This window comes from Streptomyces sp. NPDC012935 (genome assembly GCF_042900345.1).
Classification (GTDB): domain Bacteria; phylum Actinomycetota; class Actinomycetes; order Streptomycetales; family Streptomycetaceae; genus Streptomyces.
Genome location: NZ_JBIBBC010000002.1, coordinates 587,573 through 606,900, shown reverse-complemented (window position 1 = coordinate 606,900; position 19,328 = coordinate 587,573). Strand labels below are relative to the sequence as shown.

At 71.5% G+C, this 19,328-nt stretch carries 13 protein-coding genes; 6 read left to right on the top strand and 7 right to left on the bottom strand.

The window, feature by feature from the left end:
- Positions 1 to 201: 201 nt before the first annotated feature.
- Positions 202 to 2,304, bottom strand: a complete 2,103-nt coding sequence (locus ACFY5C_RS08145; RefSeq protein ID WP_389441874.1) for a UvrD-helicase domain-containing protein — start codon at positions 2,302 to 2,304, stop codon at positions 202 to 204.
- 739 nt (positions 2,305 to 3,043) lie between these two features.
- Between ACFY5C_RS08145 and ACFY5C_RS08140 the strand changes: the two genes are divergently transcribed.
- Complete coding sequence (locus ACFY5C_RS08140) at positions 3,044 to 7,156, top strand: AAA family ATPase (RefSeq protein ID WP_389441873.1); 4,113 nt, start codon at positions 3,044 to 3,046, stop codon at positions 7,154 to 7,156.
- Between the two features lie 265 nt (positions 7,157 to 7,421).
- Positions 7,422 to 8,180, top strand: coding sequence for a glycosyltransferase family 2 protein (locus ACFY5C_RS08135; RefSeq protein ID WP_389441870.1), 759 nt, complete (start codon positions 7,422 to 7,424; stop codon positions 8,178 to 8,180).
- A 6-nt stretch (positions 8,181 to 8,186) separates the two neighbouring features.
- Here the strand turns inward: ACFY5C_RS08135 and ACFY5C_RS08130 are convergent, their stop codons facing one another.
- The 4 genes from ACFY5C_RS08130 to ACFY5C_RS08115 form a co-directional block, all read right to left on the bottom strand.
- Positions 8,187 to 8,375, bottom strand: coding sequence for a ferredoxin (locus ACFY5C_RS08130; RefSeq protein ID WP_328425268.1), 189 nt, complete (start codon positions 8,373 to 8,375; stop codon positions 8,187 to 8,189).
- A 177-nt stretch (positions 8,376 to 8,552) separates the two neighbouring features.
- Positions 8,553 to 9,767, bottom strand: coding sequence for an amidohydrolase family protein (locus tag ACFY5C_RS08125; RefSeq protein ID WP_389441868.1), 1,215 nt, complete (start codon positions 9,765 to 9,767; stop codon positions 8,553 to 8,555).
- A gap of 77 nt (positions 9,768 to 9,844) precedes the next feature.
- Entirely contained in the window at positions 9,845 to 10,732 is an 888-nt protein-coding gene (locus tag ACFY5C_RS08120; protein WP_389441865.1) for a TIGR03943 family putative permease subunit, read from the bottom strand.
- Complete coding sequence (locus tag ACFY5C_RS08115; protein ID WP_389441863.1) at positions 10,729 to 11,775, bottom strand: permease; 1,047 nt, start codon at positions 11,773 to 11,775, stop codon at positions 10,729 to 10,731. Before ACFY5C_RS08115 ends, ACFY5C_RS08120 begins: the two co-directional genes overlap by 4 nt.
- Before the next feature lie 182 nt (positions 11,776 to 11,957).
- Here ACFY5C_RS08115 and ACFY5C_RS08110 point away from each other — a divergent pair, with 182 nt between their 5' ends.
- On the top strand, positions 11,958 to 13,883 hold the full coding sequence (locus ACFY5C_RS08110) for an NAD-binding protein (RefSeq protein WP_389442211.1): 1,926 nt from the start codon (positions 11,958 to 11,960) through the stop codon (positions 13,881 to 13,883).
- A 171-nt stretch (positions 13,884 to 14,054) separates the two neighbouring features.
- Here the strand turns inward: ACFY5C_RS08110 and ACFY5C_RS08105 are convergent, their stop codons facing one another.
- Entirely contained in the window at positions 14,055 to 15,911 is a 1,857-nt protein-coding gene (locus ACFY5C_RS08105) for a prolyl oligopeptidase family serine peptidase (protein ID WP_389441861.1), read from the bottom strand.
- 70 nt (positions 15,912 to 15,981) lie between these two features.
- On the opposite strand from ACFY5C_RS08105, the gene ACFY5C_RS08100 reads away from it, so the two are divergent.
- The 3 genes from ACFY5C_RS08100 (at position 15,982) to ACFY5C_RS08090 (ending at position 18,173) form a co-directional block, all read left to right on the top strand.
- Positions 15,982 to 16,806 carry a class I SAM-dependent methyltransferase gene (locus ACFY5C_RS08100; protein WP_389441858.1) on the top strand — a complete coding sequence of 275 codons (825 nt, stop codon included), beginning with the start codon at positions 15,982 to 15,984 and terminating at the stop codon, positions 16,804 to 16,806.
- Between the two features lie 105 nt (positions 16,807 to 16,911).
- Complete coding sequence (locus tag ACFY5C_RS08095) at positions 16,912 to 17,286, top strand: nuclear transport factor 2 family protein (protein ID WP_389441855.1); 375 nt, start codon at positions 16,912 to 16,914, stop codon at positions 17,284 to 17,286.
- A 44-nt stretch (positions 17,287 to 17,330) separates the two neighbouring features.
- Positions 17,331 to 18,173: an SURF1 family protein gene (locus ACFY5C_RS08090; protein WP_389441852.1), complete on the top strand. Its 843-nt coding sequence runs from the start codon at positions 17,331 to 17,333 to the stop codon at positions 18,171 to 18,173.
- Positions 18,174 to 18,252: 79 nt separating this feature from the next.
- Here ACFY5C_RS08090 and ACFY5C_RS08085 read toward each other — a convergent pair whose 3' ends face one another.
- Positions 18,253 to 19,302, bottom strand: coding sequence for a hypothetical protein (locus tag ACFY5C_RS08085; protein ID WP_389442208.1), 1,050 nt, complete (start codon positions 19,300 to 19,302; stop codon positions 18,253 to 18,255).
- Positions 19,303 to 19,328 lie beyond the last annotated feature (26 nt).

The following is a 19,328-nucleotide window of genomic DNA, read 5'->3' as shown; positions in this document are numbered from 1 at the left end:
ATATCCGAACCGCTTGTCCAGGACGTTCATCCTGGAGACCTGATACTCCCTGGTTGATGGCGGCACTGGCGCGATGCACCCCGAACCCTCCCGGAGGCGCTGCGTATCGGCTCATAGCGGAGGCCCTGCGGCATCCACAGCTCCGTGTATGTCCGATCGGCGACATGAGTCCTTGGCGAACTGGCCCCCAAGCCCTGTCCGTCATCGCCCCTCTGAGGGCCGGTTCACACTCCCCAGCCACAGGACGTCACGCGCTCGGGTCATGGCCACGAAGAGTTGGCTGCGGGCCAGCTCGTTGCGCTCGCGTTCGGTTTCCGAGGCATTCGCGTCGGCTGGTGTGTGGGTGCCGTTCGCCAAGGTCGCGTCGTGCTCCGGGAGGTAGACGCGCTTGAACTCCAAGCCCTTGGCTCGGCGGTAGCTGCCGAGTTTGACGGCGTCGACGGGGCGGCCGTCGTAGTGCTCCAGCAGGCATACGGAGATGCCCGCCCGTTCGAGGAGCCGTTGGTAGTGGCCGATCGCGCGCATGGACGGGCACAGCACCGCGGTGTCCGGCCGGGCTCCGGGCGGCAGGTCTCGCAGGGCCTCCAGGAGAGCTTCGTCGTGGTCGGCCGGTGTCGGCTTCGAAACGCGGATCACGTTGCCGTCGTGATACGTGAGATCGACGTCGCGGCGGCCTGGCGTTCGGAGCCCGTCGATGTCCTCGAAGGAGTCCTCGGCGACGACCGCGAGCGCGGTATCGAGGATCTGCTTGCTGTTGCGGTAGTTGGTGCGCAGCACTTGCCCGCGGTCGCCGCGGATGTCGATGCCGGCGTCGGACAGGCGGAAACCACCGGGGTAGACGGCCTGTTGGCCGTCGCCGACCAGCAGCAGTCCATTCGGCATATCGCCGACGAGAGCGTGTAGGAGCCGTACTCCGATCAAGGTCAGGTCCTGAACCTCATCGACGATCACTGCCGCGTAGCGGTGTTGTGCTTTGTTGCGCCGCGCTTCTGCCAGTGCGAGGGAGAGGACGTCGTTGAAGTCGTGCACGCCTCGCTCGGAGCGGAGCGCTTCGTACGCCTCGTACAGAGCCCAGACGGCCTGCCGATGCGGACGCCGCAAACTCGCGCGACGCCGTCGGCGGGGCACAGTGGCGTACTCCTCGAAGGACGTGATGCCGCGCCCCTTGATGACGTGGTCGATCTCCTCCTTCCAGTAGACCGGGCCCGGGTCGATCTCGGTCAGGCAGCTGTCGCGACCGACGTGCTTCCAGGCGAGGCTGAAAGCGGTCTGGGCCTTGCCTCCGTGTAATCGGACGGGGACACCGCTGTCGTGCAGGAACTCCTGGGCCCAGGAGTGCAGGCTTCGGAAGTCGACCCGGTCGGCCACGGCGGGGGACATGGTCTTGAGGAAAGTCGCCTGCACCCGCGGGAGGTTGTTGGCGAAGGTGACATACAGGAGGCGACCGGTGGTGCGCTGGGCGAGGTGTGCCGCGCGATGCAGGCCGACGACGGTTTTGCCAGTACCTGCGGGGCCGCTGATCCGTGCGGGGCCGGCCCAGTTGCGGCGTACCAGAGCAACCTGATCGGGGTGGAGGAAGGTCATCCACTGTTCGATCGGTGCCTGCAGCGCTTGTTCCAGAGCCGCTTCGCGCAGTCCGTCGAGGTCGAACAAGCCGTCGGACAGCTCTTCTTGCGGCTGCGCCTGAGGCGGGGACGGTGCCGGCTGCGTCACGGACGATCCCTCGTGCTCGGGGAAGATCCGCTCCAGGTGGTCGGCGATGGCACGTACGGATTCGGCGCGAAGTCGACTGCGCTCCGACAGCAGAGCCGGCCCGACCTCTTGCTCCCCCAGTAACCGGATCCTGCCCAGCTCGGCGTCGACGCGGTGCCCCGCGAAAACCATGAGGGGTTGGACCGCGACCGGGGACATTCCCAAGGAGGCCACCGCCGACTCGGCCGCCTTCGTGACGGCCAGAAGCTTGGCCGCGTGCTCATCGCGCGGCTCTCCGCCGACGCGGAGCTTTCCGTCTGAAGCCTCTGGCGCGGAGCGCCAGTTCTTGACGTCGACGACGAACACACCGCCGGGACCGACCAGCAGCATGTCCACGTTGGCAGCCCGGGTGCCCGGCCACCTGCGGTCAACCAGTAACCGCCACCCGCGCGCCGTCAGGACCAACAGCTGGGCGGCGACCCTGAGTTCGCCCTCGCTGGCCGCTTCCCAACGGCGTGCTTGCTGCCGTGCCGCCTGCCACTGCTCCCTGAGCAGCCGCTCCTGTCGCCGCGCCTCCTGCGCCCGCCGCGATGCCGATCCACCTGCCGCCATGCCACGCTCCCTCGTACGCAGAGTAGTGATCGTAAGACGATCAGCAATGGACAGGGCAGGGCGCACGACTGACCAAGTTCATCCCCATCGAAAGACTTCAGCCATGTCTGTGGTCATCGGGCACATGGCGTTGAAGGCAGCGCACCGTCGATGGACCATTCGCCACCGAGAAGCCTGCCCCGCGCGACGGGCTGTCCGGCAGGACGCCGTGCCCCTAGGCCCTGGACGCCCGGCGGGGGGCTGCCGGGCAGACGAGGGGGAAGCGTGGATCATCTCTTTGCCGTCGCAGGACGGTCGGCGGCACCGATCTCACCGACAGGGCCGGCCGAACCTCGGCCGGCCACGCAGCCGCGTCGTCCGGCACCGGTCCCTCCCCTCGTGGGGACCGGTGCCGAACGGCGAGGAGGTGTCGACCCGTGAGGGACGCGCCGTGTCGGCGGGTCGGTTCGGGTCGAGCTGGACTGGGGCGGCGTCGGGGGCTCGTAGTTCCTGCGAAAGCGAATCGTGTCGAAGGTGTCCGAGAACATGCGGCGCCATGAGTGGTCTCTCCGGGCTCTGGGCTGGTGGCCTGCCTGGGCGTCGCTCGAGGGATGCGCAAGTGCGTCGTGATCCTGCCAGTCGAGGGTGCCGGAGAGGAGCGTCCGGTCTCCGGACGCCGTCTTCGCCGCAGGTCAGCCATATAAAGTGAGTTTTCCGGTCCGGAAGACCAGGTGGGGCCGAGCAGCGGCGGAGTGAGGGAGTGGACGCCTTGAGTTCCGACTCGGCGGCGCGCACAGCGTTCGCGGAACGGCTCGCGCTGCTCTACAAGGAGGCCGGCAACCCGCCGCTCAAGAGTGTGGCCGACGCTGTCGTACGGCTTCAGCGGGTGGATGAGCGGGGCCGTCCCGTGCGGGTGTCCGCTCAGCGGATCAGTGACTGGCGTCGGGCCAAGAACGTGCCCGCCCAGTTCGCCGCGCTGTCAGCCGTACTGCATGTCCTGGTTCCCCAGGCGCGCCGCGCGCGGCCCACGCCCGTGTCCGCCGGGCTGTACGACCTGGGTCAGTGGCAGCGGCTGTGGGAGCGGGCGACCTCCGGGGAAGAGGAGGATTCCCAGACTCCCGTCGAGGCGCCCGCGGTGTCCGGTGGGGTCTGTCCCTATCGGGGGCTGGCCTCGTACCGGCAGCAGGACGCCCGTTGGTTCTTCGGGCGGGAGCGGAGTACCGACGCGCTGGTCGCTCAGCTCCGCGCCGTGGAGAAGACCGGCGGTCTCGTCATGCTCGTCGGTGCCTCGGGGGCCGGGAAGTCCTCCCTGCTGAACGCCGGTCTGGTGACGGCCCTGCGCGACGGGGCGCTGGGCGGGGCGGGTAGCAGCGGTCCGGCGGGCGCTGTGGTGCAGCTTGTGCCGGGCGCCGATCCGCTGGCCGAACTGACCCGCCGTATACCGGAGCTCGCGGATGTCGTCCGGTCGGCAAAGGTGGCGGGCTCGGGGTACCGGGCGCAGGACCCGGACGAGAACCGCACCGACGAGCTCCGTGCCGACTTCGGGAGCCGCACACGCGCCGCCGTCCTCGCCTGGGCCCGGCGCGAGGCCTCCGGAGCCGGCACAGGAGCCGACGCCGGCGCCGACGCCGAACGCGCTGCCGGCACCACTGCCACCCGTTCTCTCAGCCCAGTTGCCCCCTCCACCCCACCCGTCCTCATCGTCGACCAGTTCGAGGAGACCTTCACCCTCTGCCCCGACGACGAAGACCGCCGTACCTTCGTTCGACTCCTCCACGCCGCCTGCACCCCGGCCGAACCCGGCGACCCGCCGCCCGTCCTCGTGGTCCTCGGTATCCGCGCCGACTTCTACGAGCAGTGCCTCGGGCACCCGGAGCTGGCCGACGCGTTGCAGCACCGGCACATGGTGCTCGGGCCGCTCACGGCCTCGGAGTTGCGGGAGGCCGTGACCGGGCCGGCCAAGGCTGTGGGGCTGGAGCTGGAGCCGGGGCTGGCGGAGTTGATCGTGCGGGAGGTGAGTGCGGACGGCCCGCGGGGGACGCATGACGCGGGGGCGTTGCCGCTGCTGTCGCACGCGCTGCTCGCCACCTGGCAGCGGCGCAAGGCCGGGCGGCTGACGCTGGCCGGGTATCGGGCGGCCGGCGGGATTCAGGGTGCCGTGGCGGCCACCGCCGAGCGGGCCTGGTCCGGCCTCGATCCGGCGGCGCGTACCGCCGCGCGGCTGCTGCTGCTCAGGCTGGTCCGGCTCGGCGAGGACACGCAGACGACCCGGAGGCGGGGAACGCGGCGGCAGCTGGCGAAGGAGTCGACGGACCCGAACAAGACGGAGGAGTCGCTCGAGGCGCTGGTGCGGGCCCGGTTGGTCACGCTGGACGCGGAGACCGTGGAGATCACGCACGAGGCACTGCTCCACGCCTGGCCGCGGCTGCGGGACTGGATCGACGAGGACCGGCAGGGCAATCTGCTGCGCCAGCGGCTGGAGGAGGACGGCCGGGCCTGGGAGGAGTCCGCCCGGGACTCGTCGCTGCTGTACCGGGGCTCCCGGCTGGAGCAGGCCCACAGGTGGGCGCGGTCCGCCGGGGACACGTTCCTGACCCGGGGCGCCGTGGAGTTCCTGGCCGCCTCCGTCAGGCTGCGCAGGCGTACGGTCTGGATCATGCGCAGCGCGGTCGCGGCGCTGGTCGCGCTGGTGATGGTGGCCGTCGGTGCGGCGGTGGTCGCCTGGCAGCAACGCGACGACGCCGTGTACGCGCAGGTGCTCGCCGAGGCCGACCGCTTCCAGTTCACCGACCCGTCGCTGTCCGCCCAGCTCGACCTGGTGGCCCACCGGCTGCGCCCGGACGACGAGGACACCAAGAGCCGGCTGATATCGATCGTGAACGCCCCGCTGGCCACGCCCCTGCGCGGCCACACCGGCGCCGTCTACCTGACCACCTTCAGTCCGAACGGACGGCTCCTGGCCACCGCCAGCTACGACCGGACCGTACGGCTCTGGGACGTCTCCGACCAGGAGCGGCCCAAGCCCCTGGGTGAACCCCTGGCCGGGCACACCAGTTGGGTGAGCAGCGCCGTCTTCAGCCCGGACGGCAGCACCCTCGCCAGTGCCTCGGACGACGGCACGGTCCGGCTGTGGGACGTGCGGCAGCCGAACCGGCCGCGTCCACTCGGTGCACCCCTGACCGGGCACGAGGGCACGATCTACCTGGTCGCCTTCAGCCCTGACGGCCGTACGCTCGCCTCCGTCAGCGAGGACCGGACGGTACGGCTGTGGGACGTCACCGATCCGGAGCGGGCCGAGCCGCTGGGCGAGCCGCTGACCGGGGCCGGCGCCGCCGTGCGGTCGGTGGCGTTCAGCCCGGACGGCAGGACGCTGGCAGCCGGGGGCGACGACGACACCATCCGGCTGTGGGACGTGGCCGGACCGGACCGGCCGAAGGCGCTCTCCACACTGACCGGACACACCGACCTGGTGCACTCCGTCGCCTTCAGCCCGGACGGCCGCACCCTCGCCAGCGGCAGCGCGGACGACACGATCCGGCTGTGGGACGTCACCGACCGCCGCCATGGCCGGCAGCTCGGCTCACCGCTCACCGGGCACACCGGCCCCATCTGGTCGGTGGCCTTCAACCCCGAGGGCGACATGCTCGCCGCCGCCAGCGCGGACAGCACCGCGACCCTGTGGAACGTCAGCGACCGGGCGTATCCCTCGCAGGTCGGCGAGCCTCTCGCGGGCGCCAGCGGGGAGATGTACGCGCTCGGGTTCAGCCCCGACGGCCGTACGCTCGCCACCGGAAGCGGCGACAGCAAGGTCCGGTTGTGGTCGATTCCGACGTCGGACATGATCGGCCGCGGCGGGGCGTTCCGGCCGGACGGGCGGGTGCTGGCCACGGCCGCACGCGACGGCAGTGTCCGGCTGTGGAGCGTGGCGAAACCGGCCCGGCCCGTACTGCTGAACGACCCCTTCATGCCGGGCGACGGTGGCCAGCGCTCCCTGCTGTTCTCCCCCAACGGCCACACCCTCGCGGTGCTGACCGGGAACCGCGCGGTGCATCTGTGGGACGTGAGCGACCCGGCCCGGCCGGTCTCGCTCGGGGCGCCCCTCACCCTGCGAACCCGGTTCATGGGCCCCGACGCGCTGGCGTACAGCCCGGACGGGCGCACGCTGGCCACCGCGTACGACGACCGCACCATCCGGCTGTGGAACGTCACCGACCCCGAGCACGTCGTTCCGCTCGGCGCCCCGATCAAGGGCCACAACGGCTACATCAACTCCCTCGTCTTCAGCGCTGACGGTCGTACGCTCGCCAGCGGCAGCGCGGACAGCACGATCCGGCTGTGGAACGTGACCGACCCGCGCCGGCCCACCCTGCGCGGCGCGCCTCTCACCGGGCACACCGGGCCCGTCAACGCGCTCGCCTACAGTCCGGACGGCCAAACGCTGGCCAGCGGCGGCGACGACGACACGGTCCGGCTCTGGGACGTCACCGACCCGCGCCGGGCGACCCCGCACGGGGACCCCCTGACCGGCCACGCCGAAGCCGTGGTCTCCCTGACGTTCAGCAAGGGCGGGCGCTATCTGGCCAGCGGCGGCAACGACAACACGGTCCGGCTGTGGAACGTCGCGAGCCCGTCCGACGCCTCGGCCATCGGTCAGGCGATGAGCCCGAACGCCACGACGGGCAACTTCCTGTCGTTCAGCCCCACCAGCCACATGCTCGGCGTATCCAGCGGCACCGACACCGTCCGGCTCTGGAACCTGGACGTCGACCAGGCGATCAGCCGCGTCTGCGCGACCACGCAGGGCGTGCTGACGCGGGAGAAGTGGCACGAGTACCTGCCTCGGCTGTCGTACGAGCCGCCGTGCGCGAACTAGGCCCGCCCGTGCGGGCACCCGGCCCGCGGCCCCCTGCTCCGCCTCGCTGCATGCGCTCAGTGACGGTGCGGGAACGCAAGCGTCATGACGGGGGTGCGGCGGACAGCGGTTTCCGTGATCCCGATCACAACGCGTCATCACAGCGGAGGAGGCGACTCCCACGAGGCAGGCAGCCTTGTTACTGTTGGCCCCAGCCCGATCGCTGGTGCATCCCCCGTCGCCAGCGATCGGGCCTTCGCATGTCCGAAAGGTGGTGAGGGCCGCCGTGAACCGGCGCGTCATCGTCGTCACCGCAGTCCACGGCCCGTCGGCGGCGTTCCTGCCGCAGGCCCACCGGTCGCTGTGCGCACAGGAGTTGCCGCCCGGCTGGGAGTGGCACTGGGTGATCCAGGAGGACGGCCGGACGGACGAGGTCCGCCCGTACGTCCCCGACGACCCACGGGTGACCTTCCGTCAGGGCCGCCCCGGAGGCCCCGGTGTGGCCCGCACGGTCGCGCTCGCGCACACCGAGGGCGAGTACGCCAAGATCCTGGACGCCGACGACCAGCTCACCCCGGGGACGCTCGCCCGCGACCTGGCCGTACTCGAGGCCGACCCTGCCGTCGGCTGGACGACCTCACGGGTCCTGGACCTGCTGCCGGACGGCTCGACGGCCGGTTTCCCCGGCGACCCCGACGACGGGCCGATCGAGCAGGGCGCCGTGCTCGACTTCTGGCGTACGAACGACTTCCGCGCCCAGGTCCACCCCGCGACCCTGTGCGTACGCCGGGACCTCCTGCTCGCCCTCGGCGGCTGGATGGCCCTCCCGGCCTCCGAGGACACAGGCCTGCTGCTCGCGCTCAACTCCGTGAGCCGGGGCTGGTTCTCGGCGCAGGCGGGGCTGCTCTACCGGAAGTGGGAGGGCCAAGTGACCGGTCAGCCGGCCCACGTCGACCCGGCCGAGCGGCAGGCCCGGATGGCGGTGGTGGAGGCCAGGGCACGGGCGCTGGGTTCGTTCGGGTGGCAGTACCCGACGGGTCGGTGAGCGCCGTCACCCGGTGAGGGAGATGGCCTGGGACGGGCACTTCTCGGCGGCCTCCCGCACCTGCGGGTCGTCGCCGCTGTCCTCCCGCCCCGGTCTCACCACGCCGTACTCGTCCACGAACTCGAAGACCGACGGAGCCCTGTGCACGCACTCGGCGGAGCCGTAACAGAGGTTGGTGTCGATCGAGACCTTCATCCGTGCTCCCGTCGCGGACCGTCGTCGCCTACACGACTGAACTGCCCAGCAGCCACGCCCCTTTAATCACTGACCGAGCCCTGACCGAGCCCTGACCGAGCCCTGATCCAGCCCTGACCGAGCCCTGATCCAGCTCCGATCCAGCCCTGACCGTCCCCTGATCCCTCACTTGATCCCTCACTGATCAAAGGGGAGCTCGAGCATCCGGATCGCGTTTCCGCGCAGCAGCTTGTACGCCACCTCGTCGGAGAGCCCGCCGACGTGCTCCGCGGCCACCCGCTTCGTCTCCGGCCAGGTCGAGTCGACGTGCGGGTAGTCCGTCTCGAAGGTCGCATTGTCGACGCCCACCGTCTCGATCGCCTCGATGCCGTGCTTGTCACGGAAGAAGCAGCAGAACATCTGGCGGTAGTAGTACGTCGACGGCGGCTCCGGGATCAGATCCTTCACGCCGCCCCAGGCCCGGTGCTCCTCCCAGACGTCGTCCGCACGCTCCAGGGCGTACGGGATCCAGCCCATCTGGCCCTCGCTGTAGGCGAGTTTCAGCCGCGGGAACTTCACCAGGACCCCGGAGAAGAGGAAGTCCATCATCGACGCCATGGCGTTGTTGAAGCTCAGCGAGGCCTGGACGGCGGGCGGGGCGTCGGGGGACGCGGCCGGCATCTGCGACGAGGACCCGATGTGCATGTTGACCACCGTGCCGGTCTCCTCGCACGCCGCGAAGAACGGGTCCCAGTAGCCGGAGTGGATGGACGGCAGCCCGAGATACGTCGGGATCTCGCTGAACGTCACCGCGCGCACCCCACGCGCCGCGTTGCGATGGATCTCCGCGACCGCGAGGTCGATGTCCCACAGCGGGATCAGGCACAGCGGGATCAGCCGGCCGCCGCTGTCGCCGCACCACTCCTCGACCATCCAGTCGTTGTAGGCGCGCACGCAGGCCAGCCCGACCTCCTTGTCCTTGGCCTCGGCGAAGGTCTGGCCACAGAAGCGCGGGAAGGTGGGGAAGCAGAGCGAGGCCTCGACATGGTTGATGTCCATGTCCGCGAGCCGGGCCTTCGGGTCCCAGCAGCCGCGCCGCATCTGCTCACGCGTGATCCCGTCGAGCGTCATCTCGTCCCGGGAGAAGCCGACGGCCGCGATGATGCGCTTGTACGGGAACAGTCCGCCCTCGTACTCCCACCAGTCGGTGATCTGTCCCTCCGGGTCCGTCGTGAACCGGTACTTCCCGCCGATGTACTGGAGTTCACCGATCCCGGCGGTGAGGGGCTTCGGACCCCGGTCCCGGTACTTCGCCGGGAGCCAGGTCTCGAAGAGGTGCGCGGGCTCGATCACGTGATCGTCCACGCTGATGACTTTGGGCAGGTCTTTGGTGCCGCTCTCGGTACTGGCCACGCCTTGCCTCCCGAATCTGACGACCCATCAGATTCAGCGTAGGGGGCGTCCTGGGGACCGGCAAGAGAGCGCACCCGTCAGCCGTTCCAGCTCTCGTCGTACGGGTCCGTCGGCGCCGCCACCGGCTTCGCCGCCGTGACCTCGATGAACGGGATCGGGCCGCCGTTGACCGGGTCCTCGGCGCGGCGCGGGACGTAGGTGCCGGTGACCCGGAGCCAGGTGTCCGGCTGGAGGACCGGTGGGACCTCGCCGGTCAGGGCGACCTTGACCGGCTGGGCGTCGGCGGCGCAGCAGTTGAGGGCCATGCGCACGAGGTAGGGGGTGCCGTCGCGGTCCAGGGCCAGGAAGCCGGTGAGCTGGACCTGGCGGTGGCGCAGGGTGCGGCCGTGGTCGTAGACGGCGCGGCCCGCGTAGTCGACGAGGCTGAGGCTCAGGGGGTCGGCGGCGGGGAGGGCGGGGTAGGCCAGGGGCTCCTGGAGGGCCGTACCGGTGCGGGTCGCGCTGTAGGAGCCGAGGGCGGGCGGGGCCACCAGGATCAGGGCGAGGAGGGGGAGGACGAGGAGCCAGGAGATACGGGGTTCGCGGTGACTGTGGCCCTCGTGGGGCTCGTGGCTTTCGTGGTTCCCGTTGGCCTCGGGGCTGCCGTGACCGTCCTGGTTCTCTGTGCTCCCAGGGCTCTCGTGACTGTCCTGGTTCTCGGGACTCTCGGGGCTGCCGTGACTGTCCTGGTTCTCGGAGCTCTCGGGGCCGTCCCCCTGGTCCGCAGCGTGCTGCTTCTGCCGTCGCGCCCGCTGCCGTTCGTACCAGACCGTCGCCACCGCCGTCGCGATCAGTACCGCGCCGGCCACCAGCACCAGCGGGCGCAGCCCCTGCTTGACGTACCGCAGATAGAGGTCGGTGGTGGCCGCGTGCAGCAGGGACGCGCCGAGCAGGAACAGGACGGCTGACTGGGCCTGACGGTTCACAGGATCACCGCCCCGACCAGCACGGACACGACCACGGCCAGCACGAAGGTGGCCGGTGCGAAACGCAGGGCGAAAGCGCGCCCGAAGGTGCCCGCCTGCATCGCGAACAGCTTCAGGTCGATCATCGGGCCGACGACGAGGAAGGTGAGCCGGGCCGTGAGCGAGAACTGCGACAGCGACGCCGCCACGAACGCGTCCGCCTCCGAGCAGATCGACAGCACCACGGCGAGGACCGCCAGGGCCAGGACCGACAGCACCGGGTTGTCGGCCGCCGTGCTCAGCCACGTCTCCGGGACCACCGCCTTGAGGGTCGCCGCCGCCATCGCGCCGACCACCAGGAAGCCGCCGGCGTGCATGACGTCGTGGCGGACGGAGCCCCAGAAGGCCTCGCCCTTGCTCTGGCCGTCGTAGGCCTGGCGGGACGGCGGTTTCAACCAGTCCGTGCGGCCGAGGCGCAGCCACAGCCAGCCCATCGCGCAGGCCACCAGCAGGCTCGCGACCAGGCGGGCGAGGACCATCTCCGGGTTGCCGGGGAACGCGACCGCCGTCGCCGTCAGCACGATCGGGTTGACCGCGGGCGCGGACAGCAGGAACGCCAGCGCCGCGGCCGGGGTGACGCCGCGCCGGACCAGTGCCCCGGCCACCGGCACGGACGCGCACTCGCAGCCCGGCAGCACCGCGCCCGCCGCTGAGGCGACCGGGACGGCGAGGGCGGGACGGCGGGGCAGGGCACGGGCGAAGAAGGACGGCGGCACGAACACCGCGATCGCCGCCGACAGCAGCACGCCGAGCACAAGGAAGGGCAGTGCCTGGACCATGACCGCGACGAACACCGTCGTCCAGCTCTGCATGACCGGTGCGGCCAGCGCGCGGCGGATCGGGCTCTGGAGGAGCACCAACCCGACCATGAGCATGGTGAGCAGGAGCGAGGAGTTGAGGTGCCGGCCCTCTGCCGCCCCGGCCCGCTGCCTCGGTGTGCGGCGGCCATCGCGGTCGTCGGTCCCGCCGTCCGTCTGCTGCGGGACCGCTCTGGTGATCGCCACGGGCGAGGTACCTCCGGTGGTGCGGTAGGGCGCTGACTTCCCTCCCCTCCAGTACGGCCGCGCGGTAGCGGGCGTTCAGATGCGCGGAGGCCGCTCCTGGAACCACCCGTCACATTGAGGCAGTCTTTCCCCTCGTGGCGAGCGTTCCGAATCAGGGCTCAGGGAGTGACACGGCCGCACACATGGTGGTGTGCGGCGACGACGGTCTCGCGCACCGGCTGGCCGCCGAGTTGCGTGGGGTGTACGGCGAGCAGGTGACGCTCCTCGTGCCACCCTCCGAGCGCACGGTACGACCACCGGTCGTGGGCCGTGCCCGGGCCGCTTCGGCGGCGTTGCTCGGGGCGGTCACCGCGGCCGTCAACCGTGCGGGCGGTGGGGCGGCCGGCGGCAGTGAACCGGCCGGCAGCATCCGGGTGGTGGAGGCCCCCGAGGCCACGGAGGCCGCACTCGCAGACGCGGGTGCGGAACGGGCCGACGCGCTCGCCCTCGTCTATGACGACGACGAGACCAACATCCGCGCCGCCCTCACCGCCCGCCGTCTGAACCCCCGCCTCCGGCTCGTCCTGCGGCTGTACAACCGCCGGTTGGGCCAGCACATCGAGGAACTCCTCGACCAGGCGGCCGCGTTGGCGACGGGCGACGGGGACGCCGGTCTCGACGCCTCCACGACCGTCCTGTCCGACGCCGACACCGCCGCCCCCGCGCTGGCCGCCACGGCCGTCGCCGGCACCACCAAGGTCGTGCAGACCGACGGCCTGCTGCTGCGCGCGGTGGAGCGAGCGCCCCTGCGCCCGGGGCAGGCGGCCCCGTCCGGGCTGGCCACGCTGGCGCTGCTGTCCACGACCAACAACGACCCGGCCGGCACGGACGGTTCGGAGAACGGCGACGAACAGGGACCTCTGCTGCTGCCGGACGCGGCGGCCGTGCAGGAGGCCAGGGGTCGCGGGACGGTCGTCCTCGAGCAGGTGTCGTACGCGGGTCCGTCCCTGCCCTCGGGGCGAGGCGTCGTGCCGTCGTTCGCCTCGCTGTTCTCACGGCGGCTCAGGTGGTCGCTGGCCGTACTGGTGGGCTGTGTGGCCGCGTTGGCCGTCGCGCTGACGGTGGTGACCGGGGAACACCCGCTGCACGCCACGTACATGACCCTCCTCGACCTCTTCGCCATCAACGAACCCGCCCTCCACCAGTCCCTGGCCCGGCAGATCCTCCAACTGCTGTCCGGGCTGATGGGTCTGCTGCTGCTTCCGGTGCTGCTGGCGGCCGTGCTGGAGGCTCTCGGCACCTTCCGCTCCGCGTCCGCCCTGCGCAAACCACCGCGCGGGCTGAGCGGGCATGTGGTGCTGCTCGGCCTGGGCAAGATCGGCACCCGGGTGCTGACCCGGCTGCGGGAACTGCAGATCCCCGTGGTGTGCGTGGAGGCCGACCCCGACGCGCGCGGGATGGCGACGGCACGGCGGCTGCGGGTGCCCGTGGTGCTCGGAGACGTCACGCAGGAAGGCGTCCTGGAGGCCGCGAAGATCCATCGGGCGCATGCGCTGCTGGCGGTGACCAGCGCGGACACGACGAATCTCGAGGCCGCGCTGTACGCCCGCTCCGTGCGGCCGGACCTCCGTGTGGTCCTGCGCCTGTACGACGACGACTTCGCCACCGCCGTGTACCGGACCCTGCGGGCCGCGCATCCCCATGCGTCCACACGCAGCCGCAGTGTGACGCATCTGGCCGCGCCCGCGTTCGCCGGGGCGATGATGGGCCGGCAGATCCTGGGGGCGATTCCTGTCGAGCGGCGGGTGCTGCTGTTCGCTGCGGTGGATGTGGGTGGTCATCCACAGCTTGAGGACAAGACTGTTGGCGATGCCTTTCGCGCCGGCGCGTGGCGGGTGTTGGCGCTGGATCGGACGCCGCGGGACGAGCGACGCGACGAGCGTCGGGAGGAGCCCGCGGTGGAGGAGGCCTACGAGGACGGCGGCGGGGTGGGTGGCGTTTCGGGGTGGGTGTGGGATCTGCCCGACGCGTATGTCCTGCAGAAGGACGACCGGGTGGTGCTGGCCGCCACTCGGCGGGGGTTGGCGGAGCTGTTGGGGAGGCGGTCGCGGGAGCGGGCGGGGGCGTAGCGGTTGGCTTTTTCGCCCCGCCGCCCCTGCCCTTCCCGTCTTCCAAGGGTTGCCGCCCCTTCGACCCCGTCCCGGGGGCTGCCGCCCCAGACCCCCGCTTCGGCCTGAACGGCCTCGTCCTCAACGCCGGACGGGCTGGGATGCCTGGACCGGCGTTGAGAAGTGCCGGCCTCAGGCAGCTGAAGCCCTCCCCTTCAAATGCCTCTCCGCGAAGTCCAGTTCCAGGCGTACCTGCTTGATCCGCTCCTCCACCACCAGGGAACCGTGGCCCGCGTCGTAGCGGTACACCTCGTGTACCGCCCCCCGGGCATCCAGGCGCTTGACGTAGTTGTCGATCTGCCGGATCGGGCAGCGGGGGTCGTTCACGCCGGCCGAGATGTAGACCGGGGTCTTCACCTGGTCGACGTAGGTCAGGGGTGACGAGGCCTCGAAGCGCTCCGGGACCTCCTCCGGGGTGCCGCCCAGGAGGGTGCGGTCCATGGCCTTCAGGGCTTCCATCTCGTCGTGGTACGCCGTGACGTAGTCGGCGACCGGGACGGCCGCGATGCCCAGCGTCCATGCGTCCGGCTGGGTGCCGAGGCCGAGGAGGGTAAGGTAGCCGCCCCAGGAGCCGCCGGTCAGGATGAGGCGGGTGGGGTCGGCCAGGCCGGAGGTCACCGCCCATTCGCGGACCGCCGCGATGTCCTCCAGCTCGATGAGGCCCACCCGGTGCTTGAGCGCGTCCGTCCAGGCACGCCCGTAGCCCGTGGAGCCGCGGTAGTTGACCCGCACCACCGCGTACCCGTGGTCCACCCAGGCCGCCGGGCCCGCCGCGAACGCGTCGCTGTCGTGCCAGGTCGGGCCGCCGTGGATGTCGAAGACCGTGGGAAGGGGACCCTCGGCGTCCACGGGCCGCTGGACCAGTGCGTGGATACGGCCGCCCGGCCCTTCCACCCACACGTCCTCCACCGGGACCGAGCCGGGGGACTTCATACCGGGCGGATCCAGCACCACCCGTCCCGTCGTCGACCGCACCGCCGACGGCTCCGCCGCCGACGACCACAGGTACTCCACGCTGCCGTCCGGACGGGCCGTCGCCCCGGACACCGAGCCTGACGGCGTCGGGATGCGCTCCAGCTCACGGCTGGCCAGGTCGTACCGGAACAGCTCGCTGCGGGCCTCGAAGCTGTGCGCGATCAGCAGACCGGTCCCGTCGGGGTACCACTCCGCGCTGACGTCACCGGGCAGCTCCAGCGCGAGGTCCGTCTCCTCCCCCGTCGCCACGTCCCACACCAGCGGCTCCCAGCGGCCGCGCCTCTGGTGACCGATGAGCAGGCGGGCGTCGCCGTCCACCGGGGCGAAGCCGAGGACCTCCAGGCCGAGCTCCTGCGTGCCGCCCTTGGTGTCGTCGAGCTCGGCGACCGCCGAGCCGTCGGGGCGCAGGACACGCAGCGCGGAGTGCATCGCGTCGCCGTGCTCGGTGTGCTCGACGGCGATCAGCGTGCCGTCGTGCGAGAGGTCGCCGACGCCGGCGGACTCACGGTGGCGGTAGATCTCCGCCGGGGGCTCGCCGGTGCGGGCGAGATAGACGGTCGTGCCGTCCTCGTCCGTCGAGCGGCCCACGATCGCCGTACGGCCGTCCCGGCCGAGAGCGAGGCCGGCCGGGTAGGACGGGTCCAGGCCGGGCGCCGCGAGCTCGTCCTCGCCGCCGGTGAACGGCTGGCGGCGCCAGACGCCGAACTCGTCACCGTCCTTGTCGTCGAACCACCAGATCCACGCGCCGTCCGGGGTGAGCACGCCGTCCGTCGTGCCGTTCGGCCGGTCGGTCACCTGGCGCTGCTCGCCCGTCGCGCGGTCCCAGGCGTACAGCTCGTACGTCCCTGTGGCGTTCGACACGAACAAGGAGCGGTCCGGGGCGTCCTCCGCCCAGTCGGGGAGCGACACCCGGGGCGCCCGGAAGCGCTTCTCCCAGTCCGGCATGCCCTTGCCCGGCACGTCCTTGTCCTGCATGTGGTGATCCCGCGAATCGGACCCGTGGCTCTCAGTCATGGCCCCATAGTGCCTGGCCCGGCCGACAATTCGCTGGCGAGGCCCCCAGCCTGTGGATAACTTCGCCACCATGCACTCCACAATCCCTCCGGACTGGAACGAGGCCAACCGTGCCATGTGGGACGAACGCGTCCCGCTGCACGCCGCCGGGGAGTTCTACGACCTCGCCGGCTTCCGCGCCGGAGCCGACACCCTGCGCGACTTCGAGCGGGCGGAGGTCGGGGACGTGACGGGCCGCACGCTGCTGCATCTGCAGTGCCACATGGGCCTGGACACCCTGTCCTGGGCGCGCCACGGCGCCGCCCGCGTCGTGGGCCTGGACTTCTCCGAACCGGCGGTGGAGACGGCCCGCTCGCTCGCCGCCGACCTGGGTCTCGGGCCCGACCGGGCCGCCTTCGTCGCGGCCGACGTGTACGACGCGGCGCAGGCGGTGCCGGACCCCTCGTACGACATCGTCTACACCGGCGTGGGCGCCCTGTGCTGGCTGCCCGACATCCGCCGCTGGGCCGAGACGGCGGCCTCCCTCGTGGCGCCGGGCGGGTTCCTCTACCTCGCCGAGTTCCACCCCATCACCGAGGCCCTCGACGACGAGACGGGCTCCCGGGTCGTCCGCGACTACTTCGACCGCGACGCCCAGGTGTACGACATCCCCGGCACCTACGGCTCGGACAGCACCGACACCGTCAACAACCGCAGCGTCGAGTGGCAGCACCCCCTCGGCGAGGTCGTGACCGCGCTCGTGGCGGCCGGGCTGCGCATCGAGTTCCTGCACGAGCACGACATCTCGCTGTTCCGCCGGTTCGAGTCCTTCGAGGAGCGCGACGGCTGCTTCCGGTTCCCCACGGGGCGGCCGCGGGTTCCGCTGATGTACTCGCTGCGGGCCCGCAAGGACTGAGGCGACGGCCTGACCGACCGAATGCCCGACCGACGGACCCCGCTTGATCACGAGCGTTCGCGCAGGTCAGGGCGATTGTCAGCGGCGGGGTGCAGACTCCTTTCCATGACCGATCTGCGCAGGACAGTCGAGAGGTTCTGGGCCACCGCCGCGGCCCGGGAGTGGGACGCGTTCGCCGAGACGCTCGCCGAGGACGTCGTGTACACGCTGCCGCAGACGCGGGAGCGCATCAGCGGGCGGGAGCGGTATGTGCAGTTCAACCGGGAGTATCCCGGGGACTGGCGGCTGCGCGTCGAGCGCGTCGTCGCCAACCCGGCACAGGTCGTGACCTGGATCCACTGCACGGTGGGGCTGGAGGAGATGTACGGCATCTCGTTCTTCACGGGGGACGGGACCGGCCGCATATCCACGGTCACGGACTTCTGGCCGGAGCCGTACGAGCCGCCGGCGGGCCGCGAGCATCTCGTCGAGCGGTACTGACCCCGCGGCCCGGCCCCGAGCCGGAGCCCCGTACCTTTGAGGGCGTGTACCGGTTTCTGCTGACACCCCGTTGGTGGGGGATCAACGTCTTCGTGCTGCTCGCCATCCCCTTCTGCGTGTTCATGGGGTCGTGGCAGCTGAGCCGGTTCGAGGCGCGGGTGGAGGACCACCGCAGCGCCGGTGAGCAGGCCGCGGAGAACAAGCAGGAGGCGGCCCGTCCGCTCGCCGAGCTGCTGCCCGTGGACAAGGCGACGGTGGGCAAGCAGGTCACCGCGAGCGGCCGGTACGGCAAGCAGCTGCTCGTGCCCTACCGCGAGCTGGACGGCAAGCAGGGCTACTACGTCATGACGCTGCTGCACACCGACGACGGCAAGACCCTGCCGGTGGTCCGGGGCTGGCGGCCGGGCGACGCCGACCGCGCCGCGATCCCTGCCGCACCGTCCGGCGAGGTCACGGTCACCGGGGCGCTCCAGGCGTCCGAGGTGCCCGGCGAGAACGGCGTGCCCGCGCAGGGTGGCCTGCCGTCCGGCCAGACGGGGGCGATCAGCGCGGCGTCGCTGGTGAACCTGGTGCCGGACGACGTCTACGACGCCTGGGTCACCCTCAACAAGGCCGACTCCGGGATGAAGCCGGTCCCGGTCGCCGCCCCCAACGACACCGGCCTCGACCTGAAGGCGTTCCAGAACCTCGGCTACACCGGCGAGTGGTTCGTCTTCGCGGGCTTCGTGGTCTTCATGTGGTTCCGCCTGCTGCGCCGCGAGGCGGAGTTCGCGCGGGACGCGGAACTGGGTCTGCTCCCGGACGGGGAGACCGGCAGCGACGAAGGGAACCGCGCCGCTGCCGGGGGCACCGGCGAGGGCCCGACCCAGGAGAAGGCGAACGCCTAGGGGCACGCCGGGCGACAACGCCCGGTCGGGCCGCGACAACACCCGGTCGGGCCGCGACAGCGCCGCTGCCGCCCGTGCCCTACGCGCCCGGCAGCAGGCCTGTCCAGTACACCGTGCCCGCGCAGGCGTTGGACACCGTGACCGTGGCACTCGGGGCTCCGGCCTCCGGGGTGTTGGTGACCGTGACGCTGCCGTCGGCCGTGGTGTCCTCCGTCAGCAGCTGGGTGGAGGTGCCGGTGTCGCCGCCCGTGGACGTGCCCTCGCTCGTGCCCGGGGTGCCCTCGGTGGGGGTCGGGTCCGGTGAGGGGTCGGGGCCGCCCGTGCCGCCGCCGTTGTTGTCACCCGTCGTGGGGCAGGTCGCCGAGGGGAGCCAGGCGAACTTGACCTCGTAGGAGGTGCCCGGCTTGAGGACGAGGGAGGCGTACTCCGTCGACGGGTCGGGCAGGCCGACCGCGGGGTCACCGGCGACATGCCGGGCCGAGCCGACCTTCGTCGGGTCCGCGGCTCCCTGCGGGACCACACCGACCGTGCCGGGGCCGCTCACCGTGCACTCGGTGGTGGAGACGTTGCTGAAGCGGAAGGTGCCGTACACCGTGCCGGACGAGTCGGGCAGATCGGCGGACGCACCGGACAGGCCGAGCTGGTCCGAGGTGCACACGGCTATGCCGGCCGTGCTGGTCGCCAGCGGGTCGTCGGGCCGTCCGGAGCCCGTGCCGGGACCGGTGCCGGTGTCCTTGTCCTCTTCCTTGTCGCTGCCCTTGCCCGTGTCCTCGGTGCGGCCCGAGGTGCCGCCGGAGGTGCCGGCGCCGCCCTCCGTCTGCTTGCCCTCCCCGGCTCCGCCCTGCGCCTGCTCACCGTGGCCGGCGACGGACGGGTTGACGTCGGAGCCGGTGGAGTTGGAGACGTGCACCAGGGCCGGGACGGCGGTGCCGATGAAGAGCACCGCGGCCGCCGCGCCGACGAGCGCCTGCCGCTTGCGCGCCCGCCGTGCGGGCACCGCCCGCCGCAGATGGTCCAGCGTGCCGTCGCGCGGCTCGATCTCGTCGACCGCGGTGTGCAGCATGCGGCGCAGTGCCAGCTCGTCCGAGTCGAGCCCCTCGTGGCTCTGATCGTCGGGGCCGTGGTTCACAGTTCCGTTCCCAGCGTGCGATTGCT

Excerpts from the sequence above, each read along its gene's own strand:
- ACFY5C_RS08145 (WP_389441874.1), bottom strand. The coding sequence starts at position 2,304 with ATGGCGGCAGGTGGATCGGCATCGCGGCGGGCGCAGGAGGCGCGGCGA.
- ACFY5C_RS08130 (WP_328425268.1), bottom strand. The coding sequence starts at position 8,375 with ATGAAGGTCTCGATCGACACCAACCTCTGTTACGGCTCCGCCGAGTGC.
- ACFY5C_RS08110 (WP_389442211.1), top strand. The coding sequence starts at position 11,958 with ATGGTGGTGTGCGGCGACGACGGTCTCGCGCACCGGCTGGCCGCCGAG.
- ACFY5C_RS08105 (WP_389441861.1), bottom strand. The coding sequence starts at position 15,911 with ATGACTGAGAGCCACGGGTCCGATTCGCGGGATCACCACATGCAGGAC.
- ACFY5C_RS08100 (WP_389441858.1), top strand. The coding sequence starts at position 15,982 with ATGCACTCCACAATCCCTCCGGACTGGAACGAGGCCAACCGTGCCATG.
- ACFY5C_RS08095 (WP_389441855.1), top strand. The coding sequence starts at position 16,912 with ATGACCGATCTGCGCAGGACAGTCGAGAGGTTCTGGGCCACCGCCGCG.